Source organism: Pseudomonas yamanorum (assembly GCF_013386765.1).
In the GTDB taxonomy this organism is placed as follows: Bacteria; Pseudomonadota; Gammaproteobacteria; order Pseudomonadales; family Pseudomonadaceae; genus Aquipseudomonas; species Aquipseudomonas yamanorum_A.
Map to the genome: position 1 here is coordinate 93,182 of NZ_JACARE010000009.1, position 23,783 is coordinate 116,964.

General features: G+C 61.0%; 18 protein-coding genes. 9 read left to right on the forward strand and 9 right to left on the reverse strand.

The window, feature by feature from the left end:
* Nucleotides 1-89: 89 nt before the first annotated feature.
* From HX875_RS05905 to HX875_RS05940, 8 genes are all read right to left on the reverse strand, one after another.
* A complete protein-coding gene (locus HX875_RS05905) occupies nt 90-1,532 on the reverse strand; it encodes an efflux transporter outer membrane subunit (RefSeq protein WP_177042402.1) in 1,443 nt (480 codons plus the stop codon).
* Nucleotides 1,529-2,587, reverse strand: coding sequence for an HlyD family secretion protein (locus tag HX875_RS05910; protein ID WP_177042404.1), 1,059 nt, complete (start codon nt 2,585-2,587; stop codon nt 1,529-1,531). Before HX875_RS05910 ends, HX875_RS05905 begins: the two co-directional genes overlap by 4 nt.
* A 26-nt stretch (nt 2,588-2,613) precedes the next feature.
* Nucleotides 2,614-4,149, reverse strand: a complete 1,536-nt coding sequence (locus tag HX875_RS05915; protein ID WP_177042406.1) for an MFS transporter — start codon at nt 4,147-4,149, stop codon at nt 2,614-2,616.
* A gap of 228 nt (nt 4,150-4,377) precedes the next feature.
* On the reverse strand, nt 4,378-5,298 hold the full coding sequence (locus HX875_RS05920) for a LysR family transcriptional regulator (RefSeq protein WP_177042409.1): 921 nt from the start codon (nt 5,296-5,298) through the stop codon (nt 4,378-4,380).
* A 198-nt stretch (nt 5,299-5,496) separates the two neighbouring features.
* Nucleotides 5,497-6,345, reverse strand: coding sequence for an ABC transporter permease (locus HX875_RS05925; RefSeq protein ID WP_177042411.1), 849 nt, complete (start codon nt 6,343-6,345; stop codon nt 5,497-5,499).
* 12 nt (nt 6,346-6,357) lie between these two features.
* On the reverse strand, nt 6,358-7,209 hold the full coding sequence (locus HX875_RS05930; protein WP_102605411.1) for an ABC transporter ATP-binding protein: 852 nt from the start codon (nt 7,207-7,209) through the stop codon (nt 6,358-6,360).
* 1 nt (nt 7,210) lies between these two features.
* Nucleotides 7,211-8,236, reverse strand: a complete 1,026-nt coding sequence (locus HX875_RS05935; protein WP_177042412.1) for an ABC transporter substrate-binding protein — start codon at nt 8,234-8,236, stop codon at nt 7,211-7,213.
* Nucleotides 8,237-8,250: 14 nt separating this feature from the next.
* Nucleotides 8,251-9,144 carry a TauD/TfdA dioxygenase family protein gene (locus HX875_RS05940; RefSeq protein ID WP_177042414.1) on the reverse strand — a complete coding sequence of 298 codons (894 nt, stop codon included), beginning with the start codon at nt 9,142-9,144 and terminating at the stop codon, nt 8,251-8,253.
* Between the two features lie 298 nt (nt 9,145-9,442).
* On the opposite strand from HX875_RS05940, the gene HX875_RS05945 reads away from it, so the two are divergent.
* The 5 genes from HX875_RS05945 (at nt 9,443) to HX875_RS05965 (ending at nt 16,090) form a co-directional block, all read left to right on the forward strand.
* Entirely contained in the window at nt 9,443-10,153 is a 711-nt protein-coding gene (locus tag HX875_RS05945) for a GntR family transcriptional regulator (protein WP_177042416.1), read from the forward strand.
* A 375-nt stretch (nt 10,154-10,528) separates the two neighbouring features.
* Complete coding sequence (locus tag HX875_RS05950; protein WP_177042417.1) at nt 10,529-11,293, forward strand: DUF3050 domain-containing protein; 765 nt, start codon at nt 10,529-10,531, stop codon at nt 11,291-11,293.
* Nucleotides 11,290-12,237: a diiron oxygenase gene (locus HX875_RS05955; protein WP_177042419.1), complete on the forward strand. Its 948-nt coding sequence runs from the start codon at nt 11,290-11,292 to the stop codon at nt 12,235-12,237. The genes HX875_RS05950 and HX875_RS05955 overlap by 4 nt, the downstream gene beginning before the upstream one ends.
* The gene (locus HX875_RS05960; protein WP_177042420.1) at nt 12,234-15,614 is read left to right on the forward strand and encodes an amino acid adenylation domain-containing protein; all 3,381 of its coding nucleotides are present in this window, start codon (nt 12,234-12,236) and stop codon (nt 15,612-15,614) included. Before HX875_RS05955 ends, HX875_RS05960 begins: the two co-directional genes overlap by 4 nt.
* A gap of 26 nt (nt 15,615-15,640) precedes the next feature.
* On the forward strand, nt 15,641-16,090 hold the full coding sequence (locus HX875_RS05965) for an SRPBCC family protein (RefSeq protein ID WP_177042421.1): 450 nt from the start codon (nt 15,641-15,643) through the stop codon (nt 16,088-16,090).
* 116 nt (nt 16,091-16,206) lie between these two features.
* Here HX875_RS05965 and HX875_RS05970 read toward each other — a convergent pair whose 3' ends face one another.
* Nucleotides 16,207-18,087 carry a methyl-accepting chemotaxis protein gene (locus HX875_RS05970; RefSeq protein ID WP_177042422.1) on the reverse strand — a complete coding sequence of 627 codons (1,881 nt, stop codon included), beginning with the start codon at nt 18,085-18,087 and terminating at the stop codon, nt 16,207-16,209.
* A 279-nt stretch (nt 18,088-18,366) separates the two neighbouring features.
* Between HX875_RS05970 and HX875_RS05975 the strand changes: the two genes are divergently transcribed.
* From HX875_RS05975 to HX875_RS05990, 4 genes are all read left to right on the forward strand, one after another.
* Nucleotides 18,367-18,867: a sigma-70 family RNA polymerase sigma factor gene (locus HX875_RS05975; RefSeq protein ID WP_177042423.1), complete on the forward strand. Its 501-nt coding sequence runs from the start codon at nt 18,367-18,369 to the stop codon at nt 18,865-18,867.
* Complete coding sequence (locus HX875_RS05980) at nt 18,864-19,847, forward strand: FecR domain-containing protein (RefSeq protein WP_177042424.1); 984 nt, start codon at nt 18,864-18,866, stop codon at nt 19,845-19,847. Before HX875_RS05975 ends, HX875_RS05980 begins: the two co-directional genes overlap by 4 nt.
* A gap of 105 nt (nt 19,848-19,952) precedes the next feature.
* On the forward strand, nt 19,953-22,445 hold the full coding sequence (locus tag HX875_RS05985; protein ID WP_177042425.1) for a TonB-dependent siderophore receptor: 2,493 nt from the start codon (nt 19,953-19,955) through the stop codon (nt 22,443-22,445).
* Nucleotides 22,446-22,516: 71 nt separating this feature from the next.
* A complete protein-coding gene (locus tag HX875_RS05990) occupies nt 22,517-23,692 on the forward strand; it encodes a PepSY-associated TM helix domain-containing protein (RefSeq protein WP_177042426.1) in 1,176 nt (391 codons plus the stop codon).
* Nucleotides 23,693-23,783: the final 91 nt, after the last annotated feature.

The window sequence follows — 23,783 nt, forward strand, 5'->3', positions numbered from 1 at the left end:
TTCCAGGAAGTTATTCGGCGGAAAAGCTTAACGACCCCGCAGCCCGAATGTTTACCGCCATGAAAATAGAGAACGGTCCTACTTGGCTATCAGCGCCCAGCGGTTTGCAACGGATACACCGACTCCCAGCCCCCACCCAGCGCCTTGTACAACCCGACCATGGCCAGGGAAACACCGGTGGAGCTTTCCACCCACTGCTCCTGAGTCGCCAGCAACGCACTTTGCACCGTCAGCACGTTGACAAAATCCACCACGCCTTCGACGTACTGGTGTTGCGCCGTGGTGAGGGCGATCTGGTTCTGGCGTACCGCTTCGGCAAGGCTGTCGCGGCGCAGTTGGCTGGCGTTGTAGCGGGTCAACTGGTCGTCGATTTCATGCCAGGCCCGCAGTACCGTTTGCTGGTAGGCCAGGGCCGCTTCCTGTTGCTGGGCTTCTCGCAAATCGAGCATGCCTTGCAGCCGGCCACCGTTGAAAATCGGCAAGCTCAACTGTGGGCCAAAAGCGAATGCGCGCGAACTCCAAGAGCCGAAATCCGCCAGCTGCAAGGCCTGGGAGCCCACGCTACCGGACAGGGTGATACGCGGGTAGAAGTCGCCCTTGGCCACACCGATGGAGGCGGTGGCGGCATGCAAACGCGCTTCGGCCTGGCGGATGTCAGGGCGGCGCTCGGCCAGTTGCGACGGCAGGCCGATGGCGACCTGGCGCTGGGTTTGCGGCACGGCGGCGTCCTTGGACAGCTCGGCGTACAAGGCTTGCGGCGGCTCGCCCATCAGCAGGCTCAGGGCGTTGATCAACTGGTCCTGGCGTTGCTGCAAGTCCGGCAGGCGCGCCTCGATGGCAGCGACTTGAGCGGCGGCCTCGGCGACGTCCAGGTCCGTGGCCACACCGTCGGCCAGGCGCAGTTGCGACAGCTTGAGGCTGTGACGGGCTACGTCGAGGTTTTGCTCGGTGACAGCCCGGGTGTTCTGCACGCCACGCAGTTGGATGTAATCCTGGGCGGTTTCAGCCAGCACTGACAACAGCACGGCGCGGCGGTCGTTTTCGGCGACTTGCAGGGTGGCGTCGGCGGCTTCGGTTTCGCGTTTTACCCGGCCCCAGAAGTCCAGTTCCCAGGCGGCGGAGAAGCCCATGTCCCACTGGTTGTAGGCTGCGCGGCCGTTCTTGCCCGAGGCGTCGCTCAAGCCATCGGCACTGTTGCGCTGGCGCAGGTAGTCGCCGGTGGCGTTGACGGTGGGGTAGCGCTCGGCGGTGATCACCTGGCGCGCGGCGCGGCTTTGTTGCAGGCGGCTGCTGGCGAGCTTCAGGTCGAGGTTATCGGTGAGTGCACGCCGTGTCAGCGCGGTGAGTTGCGCGTCGTGGAACACTTCCCACCAGCGCTCTTCCAGCGGGTCGTTGACCGCGTGGCTGGCGGCTTGCTGGCCATGAGGCGCGGTCCATTGGCCGACGGGATTTTGCGGGCGCTGGAAGTCCGGGCCGACGGTGCAGGCACTCAGGCTGAGCAGGCTCAAGGTAAACCAGGCGAGGTGTCTCATTGCTGCGCCACCTCACGTGGCTGGGCGGCGGCGTGGGTGTCGACGCTGGCTTCCACCGACATGCCGACCCGCAGGCGTTCGGTCAGTGCCTGGCCGGGCTCCAGGATGATTTTCACCGGAATGCGCTGCACCACCTTGGTGAAGTTGCCGGTAGCGTTGTCGGGTTTGACCGAGGCAAACGTGACCCCGGTGGCCGGCGCCAGGCTTTCGAGGTGCCCCTTGAGCACTTCGCCGTCGAGGCTGTCGACCTTCACGTCCACCGTCTGGCCGGCGTGCATGTGGGACAACTGGGTCTCCTGGAAATTGGCCACCACGTAGGCCTCGGCCAGCGGTACCACGGCGAGGATCTTGCTGCCCGGCGTCACATAGGCGCCGACCCGCACCGCCCGCTCGCCGACCATGCCGTCCACCGGCGCGACGATGCGGGTGTACGACAGCTGATAGCTGGCCATTTCCAGCGCCGCCTGGGCGCGTTTCAGGCCGCCTTCTGCCGCATCGCGCTGGGCGCTGAGGATTTCCACTTGCTTGCGTTCGGCCGCCAGCACCGCCGTGGCACTGGCCAGGCGCGCGGTAGCCTGGTCGATGCGGGTCTTGGCCTGCTGGGCGTTTTGCACCGTGCCGGCGCCGACGCCTGCGAGGTGGTTGTAGCGGTTCAGTTCGTGCTCGGCAAACGCCACTTCGGCACGGTCCGCCGCCACCGTGGCCTGGGCCTGGGCGATCACCGAGCTCTGGCGTTCCAGGGTCGCCGTGGCATTTTTCAGCTGCGCCTGGGCCACCAGCGTATCGGCATCGGCCGCCTGGGCAGCGGCGCGAAAGTCACGGTCATCGATCAGCGCCAGCAACTGGCCGGCCTTGACCCGCTGGTTGTCTTCCACCAGCACTTCCTTGATAAACCCGGCCACACGCGGCGCCACCAGGGTGTAGTCGGCGGCGACGAAGGCATCGTTGGTGCTCTGGCGCTTGCTGCCGAACACGCCCGGCGCCAGCAGGTAAACCAGCACCCCCACGGCGAACACGGTGATGACGGTTACAGCGATTTTGTCTTTGCGTTTCATAGCAATCCCTTTGGCTCAGTGAGCAATCAAGTCGGCGCGCGGGGCGGATAAATCCGCGTCGGCATCCAGAAAATCAGCAGGATCAACACCGCCGCGACACCGGCCATGACGTAGTAGAGATCCGAAGAAGTAAGCACCACGGCCTGCTCGTGCAGCCGGTGAGCGAGGCCGGCGGCATCGCTGTCGGCCAGGGGCGAGTTGCCCAGGCTGTCCACCAACATGGTCGAGTGGAAATGCAGGCGGTGGGTGGTCAGGGCATCGAGTACGCCGGTGGCGACCACGGCGGCCAGGCCTTTGACGGTGTTGAACCAGGCCGAGGCGAACGGCCCGTCCTGGGGTGTGATGCTGCCGGTGGAAAGCATCAGCAGCGGCAGCACCGCCATGGGTTGCCCGAAGATTTGCAGCAGTTGCAGCACGTAGAAATCATCGCGAATCCAGGCCGACGTCAGTTGCGCCCCGCCCACGCAGGACAGGATCAGCATGCTCAGGCCGATGCCCAGTACCCAGCGGCAATCCACCCAACGCAGGTTGCACAGCGCCGCCACCAACGGCAGCGCGATCAACTGCGGCAGCGCCATGATCAGCATCACCGGGGCGGTTTGCAGCGGGCGGTAGCCTTGCACCTGAGCCAGGTAGCTGGACGGAATGATGGTCACCGCCAGCAGCACAATCAGCACCCCGGCCAGTACGATCAGGGCGAATGACAGGTTACGAATGCCGAGCATCTGCAGCTTGAAAAACGGCATCGGGTGCGACCACTCGTTGATCATGAACAGCACCAGCAGCACCAGGCCGCCGATCAGCAAGGTGGCAATCAGCGGCGACTCGAACCAGTCCAGCCGATTGCCCTGCAACAGGCCGATCACCAGCATGCAGATCGCCGGGAAACCCAGCAGCAGGCCGCGCCAGTTGAATTGCTTGAAGCGCTCCAGGCGCAGCGGGTCCTGAGGCAAGCCGTAGGCCACGGCCGCCATGGCCAGCAGGCACGGCCCGACGATCTGCCAGAACGCCCATTGCCAGCCGACGTATTCGGTCCAGAACGCGGCCAACGGTGTGCCCAGGCTGGGGCCGAATGTGGCCGTGAGGGCGTAGCCGGCCAGGCCGTACAGCTTGACGTTGGCCGGCAGGAACCGCAGGGCCACGGTCATCAGCATCGGCGGCAAGGCACCACCGGCCAGGCCTTGCACGGTGCGCAAAATCAACAGGCTTTCGTAGTTCGGCGCGAACGGGCACAGCACGCCGAGCACGGTGAACAGGCCGATGGCGCAGAGGGTGAAGCGGCGCAGGGAAAAGGTCACCGAGCACCAGGGCGCGAATGCCATCGCCGACACGGAGGTGGCGGTGTACGCGGCCACCAGCCAGGTGCCTTCGTCGAAGCCGATGTACATCGCACCGCGAATATCGGCGAGGGCGACTTTGGTCACCATCTCGTTGAGGCCGGACACCAGCACCGCGAGCAATACGCCTACCAGGCCGATGATGATGCGTGGACCGAAAACGGGCGGGGCGATGGCGGTCGGCTTGGCTGCGGCCAGAGGTGCGGGGGCAGCGAGGGACGTCATGAACTACAACTCGGAATAGAAATACCCGAGCAGTTTAATAAGGCTTAGACATGACAAAAAGTGACTTATAGGAAGCTTATAAGTGCGCCAGACGCAACGATCAGAACCTACGCGATCCCTGTGGGAGCCGGGCTTGCCCGCGATGGCATCACCTCGCTATTCCTGAAAAACCGGGTCGCCCGCATCGCAGGCAAGCCAGCTCCCACATTGACCGAGCTCACTTCCGACTCACGTGGGCTGCGCTTCCTGCCATGTCGCATCGCAGCATTCACGCATGGTCTCGCGCAGCCACTTATGGGCCGGGTCTTTGTCGAAGCGCGGGTGCCAGGCCTGGGTCAGCACCAGGGTCGGCAGGGAGATGGGCAGGGTGAACGCGCGCAGCGGCAGCTTCAGGCGATTGGCGCTGTAGAGCGCTTCCTTGGGCACCGGCAGGATCAGGTCGGAGTCCGGCAGCATGAACATCGCGCCGTGAAACCCCGGGGCGATCATCGCGACTCGACGCTCCAGGCCCTGGGCATTCAGGGCGGTGTCGATCGGCCCACGGGCGATGCCGCGCCGGGAGATGCTGATGTGGGAATAGCTGGCGAACCGGGCGGCGGTGATTTCCCCATCGAACAACGGGTGCCCTTCCCGCGCCAGCCCGACGAAGGTGGTGGTGAACAGGTTCTGTACCTTCACTTCCGGGGTAATCGGCATGGTGTTGCCCACCCGCAGGTCGAGCCGGCCTTCACGCAGGGCTTCATCGTCGGTGTCGCCTTCGGGCACGAAGCGCAGCTCGCACAGCGGCGCCATGCGCTCCATGGTGTCGAACAAGCGCCCGCCATACACGCCGACAAAAAAGTCATTGGCCCGCACGCTGAACCGTCGACGCAGGGTGCGCAGGTCTACTTCGTCCGCCGAGCGGAACAGCAGCGCCGCCTGTTCCACCACGTTACGCACCTGGCCTTGCAGCTCCAGGGCCTTGGGCGTCGGCACCAGGCCGCGGCCGGCGCGTACCAGGATGGGGTCGCCCACCGCCTCGCGGATGCGTGTGAGGGTGCGACTCATGGCGGCCGGGCTCAGGTTCATCCGCCGCGCGGCACCCACCACGCTGCCCTCGTCGAGTAGCGCGTCAAGGGCGACCAGCAGGTTCATGTCCGGTAATTGCATGCCAAGCACTCGTGATCGGTTGGGAGTGAACTTGGCGCAATCGTAGCAGACTGTGGCGAGGGAGCTTGCTCCCGTTGGGCTGCGAAGCAGCCCAGAAATTTTCAATCGGGATTTGTCTGAAAGAATGCGGTGATCTTATTGGGGCCGCCTCGCGACCCAGCGGGAGCAAGCTCCCTCGCCACAGGATGGGTGTTTCAGTCAGCGTTGCATGCCCCAGCGCTTCACGGTGACCCGCTCCAGGGTGTCGAATACCAGGTTCTCCACCAGCAGCCCGATCAGGATCACCACCGCCAGACCGGCAAACACCTTGTCGGTGTACAGCTCGTTGCGGTTCTGGAAGATGTACCAACCCAGCCCGCCCTTGCCGCTGGTGGCGCCGAATACCAGCTCGGCGGCAATCAGCGTGCGCCAGGCAAACGCCCAGCCGATTTTCAGCCCGGCAAGGATCGACGGCAGCGCGGCCGGGATCAGGATGAACAGCACGAAGCGTATGCCCTTGAGGCCGTAATTACGGCCGGCCATGCGCAGGGTTTCCGAGACGCCGAGGAAACCGGAATAGGTATTGAGCGCCAGCGCCCACAGCACCGAATGCACCAGCACAAAGATCAGGCTGTTCTGCCCCAGGCCAAACCACAGCAGCGCCAGCGGCAGCAGAGCAATCGCCGGCAACGGGTTGAACATCGAGGTGAGCGTGCTCAGCAGGTCGCGGCCCAGTTGGGTCGACACCGCAAGCGTAGTCAGGGCAAACGCCAGCACAATGCCGATCAGATAGCCCTTGATCAGCACCACCAGCGAGATACTGACCTTGCTCAACAGCTCGCCACTGGCCATGCCGTCGTAGAACGCGCTCAGCGTCTGCAGGAAGCTCGGCAGCAGCAGGTCGTTGTTCTGATAACGCGCGGCCGCTTCCCACAGGATCGCAAGCACGATCAGGATCAGGCTTTTGCGCAGCCAGCCTTGTTGCCACAGGCGCTGACGCCACGGTAATTCGCGTTCTACGCGAACACCGGGCAACGGTTCGAGCGTGATTTCATATTCCTGGCGCATGGTGAAAACCCTTCAATAAGCGATGCGGATATCGGCGAAACCCAGTTCGGTTTCCGCCTCGGGCGCTTCATCAAACAACAGCCGATGAATGCGCCGCGCCGAAGCCTGGAACTCCACACCGCCGAGGCTGTGAAGGTCGTATTGATGGCTGTGGATTTCCGCCCGTACCCGGCCCGGGTGCGGCGACAGCAACAGGATGCGGTTGCCCACCACCAGCGCCTCTTCGATGGAGTGGGTGACGAACAGCAGGGTGAAACGCACCTCTTCCCAGAGCAGCAGCAGTTCTTCCTGCATCTTGCGGCGGGTCAGTGCGTCGAGGGCGGCGAAGGGCTCGTCCATCAGCAGGATTTTCGGCTGCATGGCCAACGCCCGGGCGATCGCCACGCGGGCTTTCATACCGCCGGACAAGGTGTGCGGGTAAGCATCGGCAAACGCCGTCAGGCCGACTTTTTCCAGGTAATACAGCGCCCGCTCTTCGGCCTCGCGACGCTTGAGGGTCTTGGAGGCGAGCAGCGGGAACATGACGTTCTGCTTGACGGTTTTCCACGGCGGCAGTTGGTCGAATTCCTGGAACACCACGATGCGATCCGGGCCTGGTTGCTCGACTTTTTGCCCGAGCAAGCGGATCTCGCCTTCGCAGGGTTTGATAAAGCCGGCGATGGATTTCAGCAGCGTGGATTTGCCGCAGCCCGAAGGCCCCAGCAGTACAAAGCGGTCGGCCGGGTCGATCGCGAAACTGACCTGGTGGGTGGCCCGCACGACCCGTTCTGGCGTGCGGTATTCAAGGCTGACTTTATCCACCGAAAGCAGTGCTTCGGTAGTTGTCGGGTTGCTGGCCGTGTGGCCTTGCAAGGGCGCGTTCATGTCAGCTCCCTTGCAGCGGTTTGGCGTCCTGGAAGAAGTAATCCTTCCACGATTCGGGTTTGTTTTTGATCGCGCCGACGCGGTAGAGGAATTCCGCCAGCGGGTAGGTATTTTTCGGGGTGACGCTGAATTCGAATTGCGGGTTTTCGATGATTTTCAGCAACTCGGCGCGGTCGATCTTGGCCTTGGTCACGCGGATGTAGGTGTCGGCGGCGGCGCCTTTGTCGTTCTGGGCGAACTGCGCCGCTTCGGTCAGGGCCTCGACGAACGCCTTGTAGGTTTTCGGGTTGTCGTTGCGGAATTTCTCGGTGGCGAACAGCACCGTCGGCGAGTTCGGCCCGAGGATGTCGTAGGAGTTGAGCACCACGTGCACGTTCGGGTTGGTCAGGGCCTGTTCCTGGAACGGCGGGTTGGAGAAGTGCCCGGTCAGCTCGGTGCCACCGGCAATCAGCGCTGCCGTCGCATCCGGGTGCGGAACCGCAACGGTGTACTTGTCGAGGCGATTGAATTCCTTGTCGCCCCATTGCTTGGCAGCGGCGTATTGCAGGAAGCGCGACTGCACGGAGACGCCCACTGCCGGTACGGCAATGCGGTCTTTTTCGGTGAAGTCCGCAATGGTCTTGACCTTGGGATTGTTGCTCACCAGGTAGTAGGGGAAGTTGCCCAGGGAGGCGACGGCTTTCACGTTCTGTTTGCCGTGGGTGCGGTCCCAGATGGTCAGCAGCGGGCCAACGCCCGCGCCGGCGATGTCGATGGAGCCGGAGAGCAAGGCGTCATTGACGGCGGCGCCGCCGGACAATTGGGTCCAGTCGACCTTGATGTCGATGCCTTCCTGCTTGCCGTATTTCTCGATCAGGTTCTGGTCGCGCACCACGTTGAGCAGCAGGTAGACGATGCCGAACTGCTCGGCGATGCGAATCTCGCCTTCGGCCTGGGCGGCGGCAGGTGCAACCAGGCTGCCGGCCAGCAGGCTGACGCCCAGGCCGACCGTGGCGGCCAGGCGCGCAAATGGGATTTTCTTGGACATGGTCATGCTCCGGATCAGAAAGGCGCGTCGCCCTGGATGGTGGTGCGGTACAGCTTGCGCCGCAGGTGGGCTGGGCAGCCGGCCGCCAGGTGGATCAGTGAGCGGTTGTCCCAGAACACCATGTCGTGGGGCTGCCACTGGTGGCGGTAGATGTTTTCCGGCAGCACGCTGTGGGCGTAGAGCTGGGCCAGCAGGTCGCGGCTTTCGTCTTCCGGCAGGCCAACGATGCGGGTGGTGAAACCTTCACTGACGAACAACGCCTTGCGGCCATTTTCCGGGTGGGTGCGTACGATGGGGTGCACCACTTCCGCCACTTGAGCCAGTTGCTCGGGGGTGAGGGTCGGGCGCCAGTTACCTTCGAATTTGGTTTCGCTGTAGCGCGCGGTGTACGAATGCGCGGCGCTGCGGCCTTCTACAGCCTTGCGCAGGGGCTCGGGCAGGTTGTCCCAGGCTTTGTGCATGTCGGCGAACAAGGTGTCGCCACCCTCGGACGGCAGCTCCTGGGCATGGAGCATCGAGCCCAGGCTCGGCAGCTCTTTATAGGAGAGGTCCGAGTGCCAGAACTTGCCGGCGTCTCCCAGGCCGATGGACTGGCCGTTTTCGATGATGTTGGAGACGATCAGGATTTCCGGGTGGTTGGCCAGCAGGAATTGTTTAAGCACGTGGATCTGCAACACACCGAAGCGGCGGCTGAAGGCGATCTGTTGTTCGGGGGTGATGCGTTGGTCGCGGAAGACCACGACGTGATGGTCCAGGTGCGCGCGGTGAATGCGCGCGAAGTCCGGGTCGCTGACCGGGCGGGTCAGGTCCAGGCCTATGATCTCGGCGCCGACGCTACCGGGAAATGGACGGATCTCGAAGGTTTGTGTGGTGTCGGTCGCTGTTGGAACAGTAGAGGTGGCAGACATGAGTTCACTCCCGGGCGGTCAGGAGAGTGACTTTATAGTCATAAGAACGGCATTTTAAATACCGTTAGTGAATATCGATATGCAGCAATACCGCTGTAGCCGCGACTTTCGGGAATAAAGTGTGTCTCACAGACGTTAAGCCTGTAAGACCTGACAAAAGGTCGTTGTGGGCCCACGGAACGCGCTGTTGAGTCGCTTACAAGCCGAAACCTTGCCCGTTTGACAAGCTTGTGGACAATCTCTAGTGTGCATTGGATCCAATTAGCCACATCACCCTGAAAAGGAGGATAGCGTAGTCGTGACGCAGAAGCCGAACCCTTTGAGCAGCATCCAGATCAGCGGGCCTATCCCCGCCCATCTCGCCCGCTCCGTGATTGAAGAAACATTGCGCAACGCCATCCTCGATGGTCGCTTGCCCTGCGGCACCGCCATGCGCCAACAGGAGTTGGCCAGCTTGTTCGGGGTCAGCCGGATGCCGGTGCGCGAGGCATTGCGTCAACTGGAAGCCCAGTCGCTGCTGCATGTGGTGACCCACAAAGGAGCGGTGGTGGCGCCACTGATTGAGGACCATTCGGCGGAAACCTATGCGCTGCGCATACTGCTGGAGTCCGAAGCGCTGCGCTTGTCGATTCCCTTGCTCACGCCCGAAGACATTGCCCAGGCCGGCGCCTTCATTGATGCGCTGGAACAGGAAAGCGACTACACCGAAATTGGTCGCCTCAACCGCCTGTTCCACATGGCGCTGTATAGCAAGGCGGGCAACCAGCGGTTGCTCAAGCTGGTTGAGCACGGCTTGAACGAAGAGGAGCGTTTCCTGCGCTTCAACCTCGAGGCCATGGGCCTGGGCGAGACGTCCCAGGAAGACCACCGTGAACTGCTCGACCTGGTGGCGAAAAAGAAGGTCGAGGAAAGCATCCTGACCTTGCGCAACCACCTCACCCGCGGCATGGAGGTGATTACCGGTTATCTCAAGAGCCTTGAAGAGACTGCACAAAACGCTGCACCGTAAATTCTCCGTGGAACCGAGACGCCTCCCTCGACCACAAAGCGCTGCGCAGCGACTTTGGCCGATGGAGGTCAGCGCATAACAGTCAAACCATTAATTCGAAAGAACACTTCCTACACTTCGCAGAGCAATTCAACTACAGCACTATTTTTACTCGCAAAACTTATAAAACCAAAAACGCCTGAATACTTAATCAGATTATTACCAACACCCCAATTCTCCCCAATCGACAGCGTGAACCCTGCTCGGGCGTCACTGCGCGTGGCGTTCCTTTAAATAAAGCTTTGGTGTTTTGTCACCGCGTGCTGCTTGCTTGATCAATAACAGCACGTGGCTGCTTGTTATCAGGGAAGAAATAACGACTTATAGGCATCAATCATGCTCCAGCACTCACACCTGCTTAAACAAAAAAAGCAGAAGTTACACAGCCATCCATTATTTACACAAATAAACACACTTCCAAAGTTGCGATACTTTATGGAAAACCATGTGTTCGCTGTTTGGGACTTCATGACGCTGACCAAACGCCTGCAACATGACCTAACCGGAATGCGCTTGCCGTGGTTGCCGCCACCGGACCCACAAGCGGCACGCCTGATCAATGAGATCGTGTTGGGCGAAGAATCGGACGACTATCCCGGTCACGGACACGGCAGCCACTTCGAGTTGTATCTGCAAGCCATGGCTGAAGTTGGCGCGAGCACCACGGCCATCGACAGATTCATCACCCTGCAACGTGACGGCAGCGATGCGGAAACGGCCCTGCAAAAAATCGATATCCATCCTGCCGTGGCCCGTTTCGTCAGAAGCACGTTGCAGGTTGCCCTGGACGCACCCACCCACTGCGTCGCGGCCGCCTTTCTCCATGGCCGCGAGAGCGTCATCCCAACGATGTTCAAACGCATCCTGGGAGGGTGCGAGATGCTTCACCGCCAGGCACCGACCTTCTGCTACTACCTCAAGCGCCACATTGAGCTTGATGCCGACGAGCATGGCCCCGCGGCGGCGCAGTTGCTGCAACGCCTCACGCTTGGCGACCCGAGTCGCGAGCAGCAGGCTGACACTGCCGCGCTGAGCGCCGTGGAAAACCGCCTGGCCTTATGGGACGGGCTGCACCTGCGCCTGCCGGAGGTGAGCGTATGAACCCGGCCGATTACCGCTCATTCGCCGAAGACTGGGAGCGCCGTGCGACCATCCGCACCCGCCCGCGCCGATTGCTGGAAAACGATCAGAAACTGATCTTTCCCTTGAGCCGTCAACCCTTGGTATTGAGCGCGACCTTTGTCGAGCAATGCCCGCAGTGCCGCGACTTTGTCTTGTTGCAGACGTTCTACAAGTTCATCAACGATGTGGTGATCTTTGAAACCGAAATCGTCGACAAGACCGCACGCAGCATTGCCAAGAATCGATTTTCGGTGCCCTTCCCGCTCGCCTGTCGCTACGACGCCATGACCGTCGTGGTGGATGAGGATTACCACGCCCTCGTCGCCCTCGACTTCATGCAACAGGCCGTCGAGATGACCGGCACTGCGCCTCTTGAACTGCCCGGGGAAATCGAGCTGAGCCGCGCCTTGCCTGCCGCGCTGGCGCTGGCTCCCGAACACCTGCGCGATGCCATGGAGCTGATCGCCGTGGCCATCGCCGAAAACACCGTGACCCATGACGTGGCGGCGTTCTCCAGGGACGACAGCGTCAAGCAATCCATCCGTGGATTGATGGCCGACCACTTGTTTGACGAGGGGCGTCATGGCCTGTTCTGGACGCGCCTGGTGCGAATCTATTGGCAGTCTGCAAACGCCGAAGACCGTGACTGCATCGCCCGGATCCTGCCGGTATTCCTTCAGCATTACCTGACCCACGACCTGCAAAAAAATTTCGACCTGCAGTTGATCGAGCACCTGGATATCAGCGCCGGCACGCGTGCTGCCTTGCGCGCTGAAGTGCTGGCGATGGACTTTCCCATTACCCGCCAGCATCCGCTGCTCGGCAATATCATGGGGTTCCTGAACCACAGCGGCCTGCTGCAAACGCCGAGTGTGGTCCAGGCGCTGGACGCCTTTCTTCCGGCAATAGGAGCCCACCCATGAGGCGTTTGAAGATTGGGCTGGCAGGCTGCAGCGCGGCGTTGAAAGAAGTCGGGCTGACACTGGAGCAATACGGTCACGAGTCAGTGCAGGCAGGCGAGGAAAAGGGCGTGGACCTGCTGATTGATGACGGTAGCGAGTCGATCCCGCCGGGCTTGGCCTACACGGCCTTGATGAGCCTGCGCCTGGGGCTCGGAGCACCGACCGACAGCGGTCTGCCGACACTGCAACTCAGATGCTACGCCAGCCCACATCGACTGCTGGCGACCCTGGACATCGCCGGAGAACCCAGCGGCAACGGCCAACGGCTGCGGCAGCAGGCGATAAGCCGCTTGGTGGAATGGGTAGCCCAGCACGTCAGCGGCTTATCGCGGGACGCGGGCTATTTTTCGCAAGCCGCAGTCGCCTGCGATGCTCCCGAACACGGCCTGCAAGCCCTCGAATCGTTGGCCTACCTGCATCGCTTCAACCAGACCGCCGACCTGGCACTGCTGGAGCAAGCCCGGGTGCCCTTGATCGAACGGCTGGAGCGCAGCCTTGAAACCTTCGCCGAACGACCGGCGCTGAACATCGCTGGCAGCGTGCTGAGTTATCGCCAGTTGCAGCGCAAGAGCCTGGCTATCCAGCAGCATCTGTGGCCGTTGCTTGGGGCCAGCGATACACCGCAGGTGATCGGCGTCTGCCTGGGCAAATCCCTTGAACTGTACGCCAGCATTCTCGCCGTACTGGGCTGCGGCGCGGTGTACCTGCCACTGGAGCCGGGCCATCCGCTGCAACGCCAGCAGGCCATGCTGGAAAACGCCGGCGTCTCGGTGCTACTGGATGACGGCCGGCATCCACTGCGGGAGTTTTTTTCGGCGCTGGATGTCAGCGCCCTCGACACTCACGCCAACCCGCCGCCACTGCGCCAGCGCTCAGCGATGGACGCGCCCTGCATGGTGCTCCACACCTCGGGCACCAGCGGCCAGCCCAAAGGCGTGCTGCTCAGCCAGCACAACCTGGCCCACTTCACCGCCTGGTTCGGCGACCATGTGCAACTGAGTGAACACAGCCGGGTCTTGCAGTTCTCGCCGTTGAGCTTCGACTCTTCGCTGATTGATATTTTCGCGCCCCTGATAGCGGGCGCCGAGCTGATCGTGCCCGGTGAAGACCCGCGCCGCGACCCGCAACAACTGGTGGACTTCATCCGGCAACAGCGCGTCACCCATGCCTTCCTGCCGCCGGCGCTGCTGAGCATCCTCCCGCTGGATCAACCCTTGGGCCTGGCGCACCTGATGACCGGAGGCGATGTATGCGAGCCCTATGTCATCGAGCGGCTGGCGAGACAGTGTTCCTTGCACAACTTCTATGGGCCGACGGAAGCCACCGTGCTGGTGTCATGCCGCACGCTGCAGCGAGGCGACAGCAATCGCAATGTGGGCACGCCCATCGCCAACAGCCGGGTGCTGATCCTCGACGAGCAACGGCAACCGGTGGATGAACAAGTGACAGGCGAGCTGTACATCGTCGGCCCCGGTGTCGGGCTGGGTTACCTCAACCAGCCACAGCAGACCGCCGAGCATTTCGTACACATGAAGTTGCCGGACGGCCAGACCTTGCGGGCCTACCGCAGCGGCGATCTGGCGAAGTGGACAGAGGACGGCATCGAGCTGGGCGGGCGCCGGGATCAGCAGGTGAAAATCCGTGGCTTTCGGGTCGAGCCCCAAGAGATCGAACACTGCCTGCGCGCCAGCCTGCTGTTTCGCCAGGTGGCGGTGGTGATCGACCCTGATCAGCGGATCCTGGCCTTTGTCGCGCAGCCTGAGGCCCAAGGCGCCCTGGCTGTGCTCCAGCAACATGCGCGGCAGGCGCTGCCGGATTATCTGCAGCCAACCCTGTGCACGGAGCTTGCGAGCATGCCGTGCACGCCCAACGGCAAGGTCGACCGCCAGGCCTTGCTGGCGCTGCCGACTCAACCGCTGCCAGCCACCAACCGCTGTCCGCCGCAAACGCCGGTGCAAGCACAGTTGCTGAACCTGTGGAGCGAGTTGCTGGGCGTGCCGGTCGCGCAGTTGTCGACGGAGGACAGCTTCTTCAATCTCGGCGGTCATTCCATCCTGTTGTCGACGATGTTGCTGCGTATCCGCGAGCAGTTCGGGCGCAGCCTTTCCCTCAACCGTTTTTTTGAAACGCCCACCGTCCGTACCCTGGCTGCGCTGATGGGTGACGGCGCGGCCCCTGAAGCACCGGCCGGCCAGGCGATACGGGATACTCTGCGTGAACTGGACAGGCCGATATTGCCGGCGGACCAGGCAGGTGAACGCCGCAAGGTCATCGTGACCGGCGCCAACAGTTTTCTCGGCGTCCATATCGTCGAGGCGTTACTGGCCGAGGACGCACTTGAAGTGGCGTGCCTGGTGCGCGAACGCCCCGGACATTCGGCCACGGTGAGGTTCGCCGAGGCGCTGCGTGAGTACCGCCTGGAACACCTGGACCTGAGCCGGGTACGGGTGTATGCCGCCGACATCAGTCAGCCGCGCCTTGGCTTGACCAGCGAGGTGTATGAGTACCTCGCCGGGGAGTTCGGCGTTCTGGTGCACAACGCCGCCCACGTCAATCATGTGATGGATTACGCCACCCTGGCCAAGGACAACGTCGAGCCGGTGCTGGAATGCCTGCGCCTGTGTGAAACCCGGCGCAAGAAGGTCTTCAATTTTATCTCCACACTGTCGGCGGCCAGCAGCATCGATGCCCAAGGCCAGGTCCTCGAAACGCTCGCCGCGACCACGCCACCGCTCTACCTCCAGAACGGCTACAACCTGTCCAAGTGGGTCGCCGAACGCCTGCTGGGACGCGCCGCCGAGGAAGGTGCCTGGGTCACTATCCATCGCCCCGGGAACATCAGTTTCAACAGCCGCAACGGTGCTTGCGAGCCACAGAAAAATCGCCTGATGTTGATGCTCAAGGGCTCGCTGCAACTGGGCCTGGTGCCCAACCTGGGGACGAACTTTGACCTGATGCCCGTGGACTTTCTCGCGCGGTTTATTGCCTTCCACTGTGGCCGTCACTGTGCCGGAGGAAACGTGTTCAATCTGCACAATCCGCAGCCCTTGAGCTGGGAATCCTACGTCGATGCCTTTCGCCAGGCAGGCCATGTTTTCGAGCTGGTGAGCGTCGCCCACTGGCAACGTCACCTGCACACGGTGGATAGCCACAACGCGCTGTTCGGTGTGCTGGGGTTCTATCTCAATGGCGTGGACGGGGACATCGGCGATACGTCGATGATCCGTCATGACAACGCACGGCGCGGTGTCGAGCAGATGGGCGCGCACTACCCGGAAAAAAACCTGGCGCTGCTACGCAAGGGCTGCGCGTACCTCAAGAGCATCGGCTTCCTATGATCGGGCGCCTAACAAAGGAAAACCGCATGAAACCCGATACGTTGATTCGCAACCCCTGCGCCAGGCCGGTGGTGTCTTCAGTGGTAATTGCCGGCGATGCCGCCCGCGTGTGGACGGTGGTGGGCAACTTTGCAGGGTTTGACAGATTCATCCCCGCGCTGTCGCACATCGAGATGACCGGCGCGGGCGCAGGGTCGCTGCGCAAGAAGTTCTTCCACGATGGAAACCTGGTGGTGGAGCAACTCAACAGCCGCGACGAACAGGCCATGCAGATGACCTGGACGACGATTTACAACACCCTCGGCGTGGCCCGGCTATGGGCGGGAATAGGTGTGGAGGCTGTGGGGGAACGCAGTTCGAGGGTGACCTGGACGATCATCGCCGAGCCGGTTGAACACGGTGTGGAAGGGTTTGATGCCTTTGTGCAGGCATTCGCAGACGGTGCGCTGGAGAATGTACGGCAGATGTTTGGCTGAACTTACCGTAGGAGCGGGCTTGCTCGCGAAAAACGAGAAGGCAGCACGGGCTATCTGATAGCGCTGCGTTATCGTTGACGCTCTTCGCGAGCAAGCTCGCTCCTACAGGTTCATCCTCAGATTTTGAAGCTGTCGACCAACTGCTTCAACCGGTTGGCCTGTTGAGACAACGCGTCGCAATCCTTCAGGGTTTCGTTGAGGTTGGCCACGCCCTGCTGGTTCAACAGGTTGATCTGGTTGATGTCGACGTTGAGGGTTTCCACCACGGCGGTCTGCTCCTCGGTGGCGGCCGCTACCGATTGGTTCATCCCGTCGATTTCGACGATCCGCTGCGTCACGCTGACCAGGCGCTCACCGGCCTGGTTGGCAACCTCGACGCTTTCTTCGCTGGAGGTCTGGCTGGCGTTCATCGTGGTCACGGCTTCACGCGAGCCAATCTGCAGCGAGGTGATCATTTTGTGGATCTCTTCCGCCGACTCCTGGGTGCGGTGTGCCAGGTTGCGCACTTCATCCGCCACTACGGCAAATCCGCGTCCGGCTTCACCCGCCCGTGCGGCTTCAATCGCGGCGTTGAGGGCCAGCAGGTTGGTTTGCTGGGAGATGCCTTTGATCACATCCAGGATGTGCCCGATGTTGTCGGTACTGGCGTTCAGGGTTTCAATCTGAGTGCAGGACAGGCTGATTTTCTGCGACAGTTCCGACATCGCCAGGATGGTTTTCTCCACCACTTTGCGGCCGTCATCGGCCTGCTCGCTGGCACCGCTGGCGTGCTGCGAAGCATCGGCGGCGTTGCGCGCGATTTCCTGGGTGGCGGCCCCCAGTTCGTTGATCGCCGCGGCCACGCTGTTGGTGCGGGCGCTTTGTTCGTCGGAACCGATGATCGATGCGTTGGACGAGGCCATTACCCGCTGGGACAGGTCGTGCACCTGGCGGGTGGCCGAGGACACTTCGGAAATTGACGCATGAATACGCTCGACGAACTGGTTGAAAGCGCTGCCCAAGTCGCCGAACTCATCTTTGCTTTCCACCGTCAGGCGGCGGGTCAAATCACCCTCGCCCTGGGCGATGTCCTGCATGGCGCGGCCCATGGTGGTCAGGGGACGCATCAGGACCTGGATCAGCAGGCTCAGGAACACTGCAATGGCGGCGACCGCGATGAACATGGCGATCAATGCCGAGGTGCGGAACTTGCCCAATGGTGCGTAGGCTTTGTCTTTGTCGATCGACAGGCCGATGTACCAGTCTGCATTCGGCAATCCGCTGATCGGGGTGAAGGACAGGATCCGGTCCTGCCCATTGAGCACCACTTCCTGATTGACCTTCTCGATGCGCACGTTGCTGCCAGGGTAGATGTCCTTGAGGTTTTTCATCACCTGGTCCTGATCCGGGCTGACGATCACCTGGCCGTCACCGCTGACCAGAAACGCATGGCCGATACCGCCAAAATCCACCGAGTTGATGATCTTCACCAGGGTTTGAAGGCTCAGGTCACCACCGACCACGCCGAGCAATTCGCCATTCTTTTTCACCGGCATCGCGATGGTCACGATCAGCCCACCGACTGCGGCCATGTAGGGCGGCGTGAGCATGGTCTTGTCGGCTGCGACGGCTTGCTTGTACCAGGGACGCTGACGCGGGTCATAGCCATCAGGCATTTTGGCGTCGGGCCGTTGGGTGAACACGCCGTTGGTTGAACCGACGTAGGTGAACTGGAAGTTGGAGGTAAATGCCGACTGGTCGACCAACCCCGCAAGATCGGCAGCGCTGCCTTGATGGGCGACGTTTTGCGCCAGGCTTTCCAGCACCAGCACACGGCCACTGAGCCAGTTCTGCACACTGCTGGCGGTCAGTTCACCGGATTGCTGAATCGACGACTCCAGGTTTTGCCTGATGGTGTTGCGCTGCAGGTAGTCGTTGTAGAACGTGAATAACGCGAAGGCCAGAACCACAACGCCTGACGCGGCCAACAGAATTTTATGACTGAACTTGAGATTCATTTCATTGACTTCTTTTTGCCAAAAGGGGGTGAGCGTGCCGGATGCAACATTCCATGTAACGGTATAGGCAGACTCTGCGACTGCTCTATTTCGGTGCACGCATGGCTCGTCAGGCTTTCGGCCACTCCAGGATAAATCTTAGGAATTTGTGAGAAGCATCCGCTTTTAACGTCAGAAGCCGACCGGCGGTAGCCATGTAACGCCAGGAGTTGCAAAATTTTTCCACCTTGTCGACAATGCGACTAATTATCATTTGTGACGCTTTGCCAGGCCGTGTGAATGCCCTCTTCCGAGTACGCAGTACAGACGCTTTACAGCAACCATCACGGCTGGCTCAACACCTGGTTGCGCAGCCGCCTGGGTAACGCCGCGGATGCTGCGGACCTGGCCCAGGACACATTCGTGCGCCTGCTGCAAAAAACCGAACGCTTCGAACTCAAGGCCCCTCGCGCCTTCCTGCGCACCATCGCCCGGGGCTTGGTGATCGATCACTGGCGCCGCGAAGAAATCGAACGGGCTTATCTGGAATCCATCGCCCATTTGCCCGAAGCCGTGGCACCGAGCGCTGAGGAGCGTGCGTTGATTCTGGAATTGCTGGAGTCCATCGCCCGACTTCTGGACGGGCTCAAGCCCAAGGTGCGTAAGGCGTTTTTACTGGCTCAGTGCGACGGCCTGACTTACAAGCAGATTGCGCAGCAGATGGGCGTGTCGTTGCGCTCGGTGGAACGGTATGTCGCTGAGGCGCTGTATCACTGTTATGTACTGCGGTATGAGGCATGACTTCGAGGGATAACGCGGCACGCGCAGGAATCGATCCGCAAGTGGTCAAGCAGGCCATCAGCTGGATGCTGCGCTTGCGTAACAATCGCGCCAATGTCCGCCTGAAGATGCAATGCGAGCACTGGCGCGAGGCTCATCATGAACACGAGCTGGCCTGGCAACGGGTGCAGGCTTTGCAACATGAATTGAGCAGCCAACTGGCGGCAATTCCCGGGGCCCATGTGGCGCTGGAGAGCAGCGCCCAGCAGCTCGGGCGCCGGCAAGCGTTGAAGGTGTTGTCGGGTGTGCTGTTAATGGGGTCGGCGGCCTGGGTCAGCCGGGACCTTACCGGCTGGCAACGCTGGACCTCGGACCTGGCCACCACCACCGGCGAACGCCGCAGCGTGCAATTGCCGGACGGCACACGCCTGCAGCTCAATACCGACAGCGCAGTGGACCTGGACTTCAATCCGCAGCAACGCTTGATCACGCTGGTACGCGGGGAAATCCTGGTGACCTGTGCCGCGGCTGCGACTGCACCGCTGCTGGTTCGCAGCCGCCATGGTTTGTTTGAAGGCATCGACGGGCGTTTTGTCGTACGCCAGGACAGCGACTGCACCCGATTGAGCGTCACCTCAGGCAACGTGGCGATTCATTCACCGCATACCGCAGACGGCCTGTTCACTCAGGTGCATGCAGGAGAAAGCTACCTGGTGCGTCAGAACGAGGCCATCCTCGCGCCGCCTCTGGATATGGACGCCGGGGCCTGGGCAGATGGATTGATCGTCACCCGTAACATGCGCCTTGCCGACTTCCTGGCAGAGGTGGGGCGCTATCGCCATGGGTATCTGGGCTGCTCAAACGATATTGCAGACCTGCGTTTGTCCGGCGTTTTTCGACTGGAAGATCCCGAGAAATTGTTGGCGATTCTTCCGCAGACCTTACCTGTGCGCTTGCGCTACCGCACCCGCTGGTGGGTGAGTCTGGAGCGTCAGGCCTGATTATTGTTGTCGCGCCTGATTTATTTTTGGCGGCTTTTTTCCGTGAGTCCGGCTTAGACAGTAAGCATTTCAATCTGCCTTCAGCGACCTCTACGGATCTCGATAATGACTGTGCGTTTTTTCAGTAACTCACCCTCTTCCTACCCTCTGCTCGGTAAAGCCGTACGTGCAGCGTTGCTGTCGACCACGATGGGCATCGGCTTGTTGCCGGTGGCCGGTGTCGCGGCTGATAGTGGGGTCGAGCGCATCAGCCAGCGCTATGACATCCCTGCCGGGGCGCTGAGCGATGTGCTCAACCAGTTTGCCCGCCAGGCAGGTATCACTCTTTCCAGCACGCCTGCGCAGACTCAGGGCCGCCAGTCTGCCGGGCTGCACGGCGAGTATTCCGCGGAGCAGGGCCTTAGCCAGTTGCTCAATGGATCCGGCTTGCAGGCACAGCCACAGGACGACGTGAGTTTCGTGTTGCAGGCCCAACCCGAGAGCGAGGCGCTGACCTTGCCGACCACCGACATCAAAGGCTTCGCCCTGGGTAACGCCCTGGGCAGCATGGACGGCTACAACGCAACCCACAGCCAGATCGCCACCAAGACCAGTACCGCGCTGCTGGAGACATCACAGACGGTCTCAGTGGTGACCCGCGAGCAGATGGACGATCAGGGCTCGCAAACCGTTGCCCAGGCCATGCGTTACACCCCTGGTGTGCTGACCAACCCGTATGGCGCCACTCACCGCTATGACTATGTGGCGATGCGCGGCTTCAATGACGGTTCGGTGGATAACATTTATCTCGACGGTTTGAAGTCCATGGGGGACAGCGGGACCTACAGCACCATGCAGGTGGACCCGTATTTCCTCGAGCGGGTGGATATTCTCAAGGGCCCGTCGTCGGTACTGTACGGCCGCAGCTCGCCGGGTGGGCTGGTGGCGTTGACCAGCAAGAAACCGCTGTTTGAGCCTTACCATCAGGTACAGGCCACCGTGGGCTCGCAAGGGCAGCGCGGCATGGGTTTCGACTTCAGCGGCCCGGTGGATGACGACAAGCGTATTGCTTACCGCCTGACCGGGCTTGCGGATAAGTCCGACACACAATTCGACCATGCCAAGGAAAAACGCTACGCGCTGGCGCCGACCTTGAGCATCGACTTTACCGATGACACGTCGCTCACGCTCCAGGCCTACCTGCAACACGATCCCGACGGTGGCTACCACGGAGGCATGCCAGCAGATGGCGCGTTGCATCAGCGCAATGGCCAGCGGATCTCCAATCACTTCTTCGAGGGTGAGCCGGGCATTGATGGGTACAAGCGTGATCAGCAGTCGTTCGGCTATCAATTTGAGCACCGCTTCAACGATGTTTTCACGGCGCGACAGAACTTTCGTTATCTGGACTCCAAGGTCCGCTTGGATCAGGTGTACGCCTATGGGTGGACTACGCCCACCAGTAATGAGCTGAACCGCTATTACTCAGGCGGTGACGAGAAGCTGCATGCATTCATCATCGACAACATGTTGCAGGCCGAATTTTTTACCGGCGCGACCAAACACACGGTGTTGATGGGGGCTGACTATCAACGGCGCAAAACCGTGGTGGACTGGAGCAGCGGTTCGCTGGCACCGATCAATGCGTTCAATCCGGTGTATGGCAACTCCGAGATCAGTTATTACAGCCCGACCAGCTACCTGCGTCGGCTTGAGCAGACCGGCGTTTACCTGCAAGACCTGATTGAAATGGACAAGTGGCGGTTCTCCCTCGGGCTACGTCAGGACTGGGTCGAGACCTCTGATGAGAATCGCATTGCTGAGGTTGGCCGGCCGTTAGGTACCGAGATCAGCGATAAACGTACCAAGCTAACCGGGCGTGCAGGAGCGCTTTATCTATTCGATAACGGTCTCGCGCCTTACGTCAGCTATTCGGAATCCTTCAACCCGAACTCCTACTCGGACAGCGCTGGTAATCCTTTGGCGCCTACCGACGGCACCCAGTGGGAGGTCGGCTTGAAATATCAGCCGCCGGGTACCGACAACCTGTTCACCGCTTCGCTGTTCCGCATCGATCAGGAAAACCTGGCGACCAAGCTGCCGCAGGAAAACTTCTATCGCGCGGTAGGTGCTGTGCGCTCCCAAGGCCTGGAGTTGGAGGCGCATATGCAATTGACCGACAACCTCAAGTTGTTGGGCAGCTACACCTTCACCGACATCGAGTATTCGAAGTCGATGGTCAGCACGTTGAGCACTGCGGACAACGTGATCGAGAACAAGGGTAATTCGCCGACCCAGGCGCCGCGCCATATGGCTTCAATGTGGGCAGACTACAAATTCGACAGCGGCGCCCTGGATGGCCTGCGCCTCGGTGGCGGTGTCCGTTATGTCGGCTACAGCTGGGCGGATGCGGAGAACACCATGAAGGTACCGGCCTACACGTTGTTTGATGCCTCGATGGGCTATGACTTGGGCAAGGTGGGGTTGAAGGGTGTGGATGTACGCCTGAATGCCAACAACCTGACGAACGAGTCCTACGTGGCGTCGTGCGCCAGTCTGAACTTCTGTTACCTGGGTGAAGAGCGCAACGTGAGTGCAACGGTGAGCTACCAGTTCTAATCCCACTCGATTCATACAAAGCCAGTTCCTGACTCCAGGCACTGGCTTTGTCGTCTCTGCAGGAAAATTTTATGCGCGCATTGATGGTTTTACTTCATCGCTACATCGGATTGGCGACGGCGTTGTTTTTGATGATGGCGGGGATCACGGGCAGCCTTTTGGCGTTTAACCATGAGCTGGATGAGTGGCTCAATCCAGGCTTCTATGAGGCGACGGCCAAGGGCTCGGCATTGCCACCAGGCGAACTGGTGGACACGCTGCAGGGGCAGCATCCCAAGCTGCAAGTCTGGTACATGGAGTATCCGCAGGAGGCCGGTCATACCGCCATGTTGGCGGCAGTTGCGAGAAACGATCCGGCGACCGGCAAACCCTTTGAGGAACCCAACCAGGTCTTCTATCTCGATCCGGTCAGCGGCGAAGAAATGGGCCGGCGTTTTTGGGGCGCATGCTGCTTTCAGCGTGAGAACTTAATACCGTTCATTTTAGAGTTTCACTACAACCTCACGCTGCCGGGCAATTGGGGGTTGTGGCTGATGGGGCTGGTGGCGATTGCGTGGGTGTTAGATTGTTTTATCGCGCTGTGGCTGACCCTCCCGAGGGGCAAACCGTTCTGGAAGAAATGGTCGACGGCGTGGAAGATCAAGGGCGGTCATGCTTATCGGTTGAACTTCGATCTTCATCGCGCTGGCGGGTTGTGGCTTTGGCTGTTGTTGCTACCGATAGCGGTCAGCAGCGTGGCGATGAACTTGCCGAGCCAGGTGTTCAAGCCAGTTGTCTCGCTGTTTTCACCGGTTGAGCCAAGCGTCTATGAGGCTCGTGGCAGGCTGCCAAGCGAGCAATTGGGCGTGACGCAACTGAGTTATCAACAGGCCTATGAACGGGCACTGGAGGAAGGAAAGCGTCTGGGACTTACGGCTGCGATCGGAGAGCTGTATTACAGCTTTGAGTACAACTTCTATGGCGCGGGTTTTGGGCAACACGATACCGAGGCCCATGGGAAATCCTGGTTGTTTTTCCACGGGACGGACGGGCGTCTATTAGGGCAGGAAATAGCAGGGCAAGGTACGTTGGGAGAGCGCTTTTATCGGCTGCAACTGCCGATCCATGGGGGCAGGATCATCGGGCTGACGGGGCAGGTGTTGATTGCACTGCTGGGCGTTGTGATCGCGATGCTATCTGCTACCGGGATCTATATCTGGTGGCGCAAGCTACTGGCCAGAAGAAGCGGTAAAGCACGCAGGGGTTGAGTCTGTTTTGCTTAGCCCTTAAACGACAAAACCCCTGTCTGCGCTAGCAGACAGGGGTTTCGGAATTCAATCTTGACGATGACCTACTCTC

Excerpts from the sequence above, each read along its gene's own strand:
- HX875_RS05960 (WP_177042420.1), top strand. The coding sequence starts at position 12,234 with ATGAGGCGTTTGAAGATTGGGCTGGCAGGCTGCAGCGCGGCGTTGAAA.
- HX875_RS05990 (WP_177042426.1), top strand. The coding sequence starts at position 22,517 with ATGCGCGCATTGATGGTTTTACTTCATCGCTACATCGGATTGGCGACG.
- HX875_RS05905 (WP_177042402.1), bottom strand. The coding sequence starts at position 1,532 with ATGAGACACCTCGCCTGGTTTACCTTGAGCCTGCTCAGCCTGAGTGCC.
- HX875_RS05950 (WP_177042417.1), top strand. The coding sequence starts at position 10,529 with ATGCTCCAGCACTCACACCTGCTTAAACAAAAAAAGCAGAAGTTACAC.
- HX875_RS05985 (WP_177042425.1), top strand. The coding sequence starts at position 19,953 with ATGACTGTGCGTTTTTTCAGTAACTCACCCTCTTCCTACCCTCTGCTC.
- HX875_RS05965 (WP_177042421.1), top strand. The coding sequence starts at position 15,641 with ATGAAACCCGATACGTTGATTCGCAACCCCTGCGCCAGGCCGGTGGTG.
- HX875_RS05970 (WP_177042422.1), bottom strand. The coding sequence starts at position 18,087 with ATGAATCTCAAGTTCAGTCATAAAATTCTGTTGGCCGCGTCAGGCGTT.
- HX875_RS05910 (WP_177042404.1), bottom strand. The coding sequence starts at position 2,587 with ATGAAACGCAAAGACAAAATCGCTGTAACCGTCATCACCGTGTTCGCC.
- HX875_RS05915 (WP_177042406.1), bottom strand. The coding sequence starts at position 4,149 with ATGACGTCCCTCGCTGCCCCCGCACCTCTGGCCGCAGCCAAGCCGACC.
- HX875_RS05980 (WP_177042424.1), top strand. The coding sequence starts at position 18,864 with ATGACTTCGAGGGATAACGCGGCACGCGCAGGAATCGATCCGCAAGTG.
- HX875_RS05925 (WP_177042411.1), bottom strand. The coding sequence starts at position 6,345 with ATGCGCCAGGAATATGAAATCACGCTCGAACCGTTGCCCGGTGTTCGC.
- HX875_RS05940 (WP_177042414.1), bottom strand. The coding sequence starts at position 9,144 with ATGTCTGCCACCTCTACTGTTCCAACAGCGACCGACACCACACAAACC.
- HX875_RS05930 (WP_102605411.1), bottom strand. The coding sequence starts at position 7,209 with ATGAACGCGCCCTTGCAAGGCCACACGGCCAGCAACCCGACAACTACC.
- HX875_RS05955 (WP_177042419.1), top strand. The coding sequence starts at position 11,290 with ATGAACCCGGCCGATTACCGCTCATTCGCCGAAGACTGGGAGCGCCGT.
- HX875_RS05935 (WP_177042412.1), bottom strand. The coding sequence starts at position 8,236 with ATGTCCAAGAAAATCCCATTTGCGCGCCTGGCCGCCACGGTCGGCCTG.
- HX875_RS05920 (WP_177042409.1), bottom strand. The coding sequence starts at position 5,298 with ATGCAATTACCGGACATGAACCTGCTGGTCGCCCTTGACGCGCTACTC.
- HX875_RS05975 (WP_177042423.1), top strand. The coding sequence starts at position 18,367 with ATGCCCTCTTCCGAGTACGCAGTACAGACGCTTTACAGCAACCATCAC.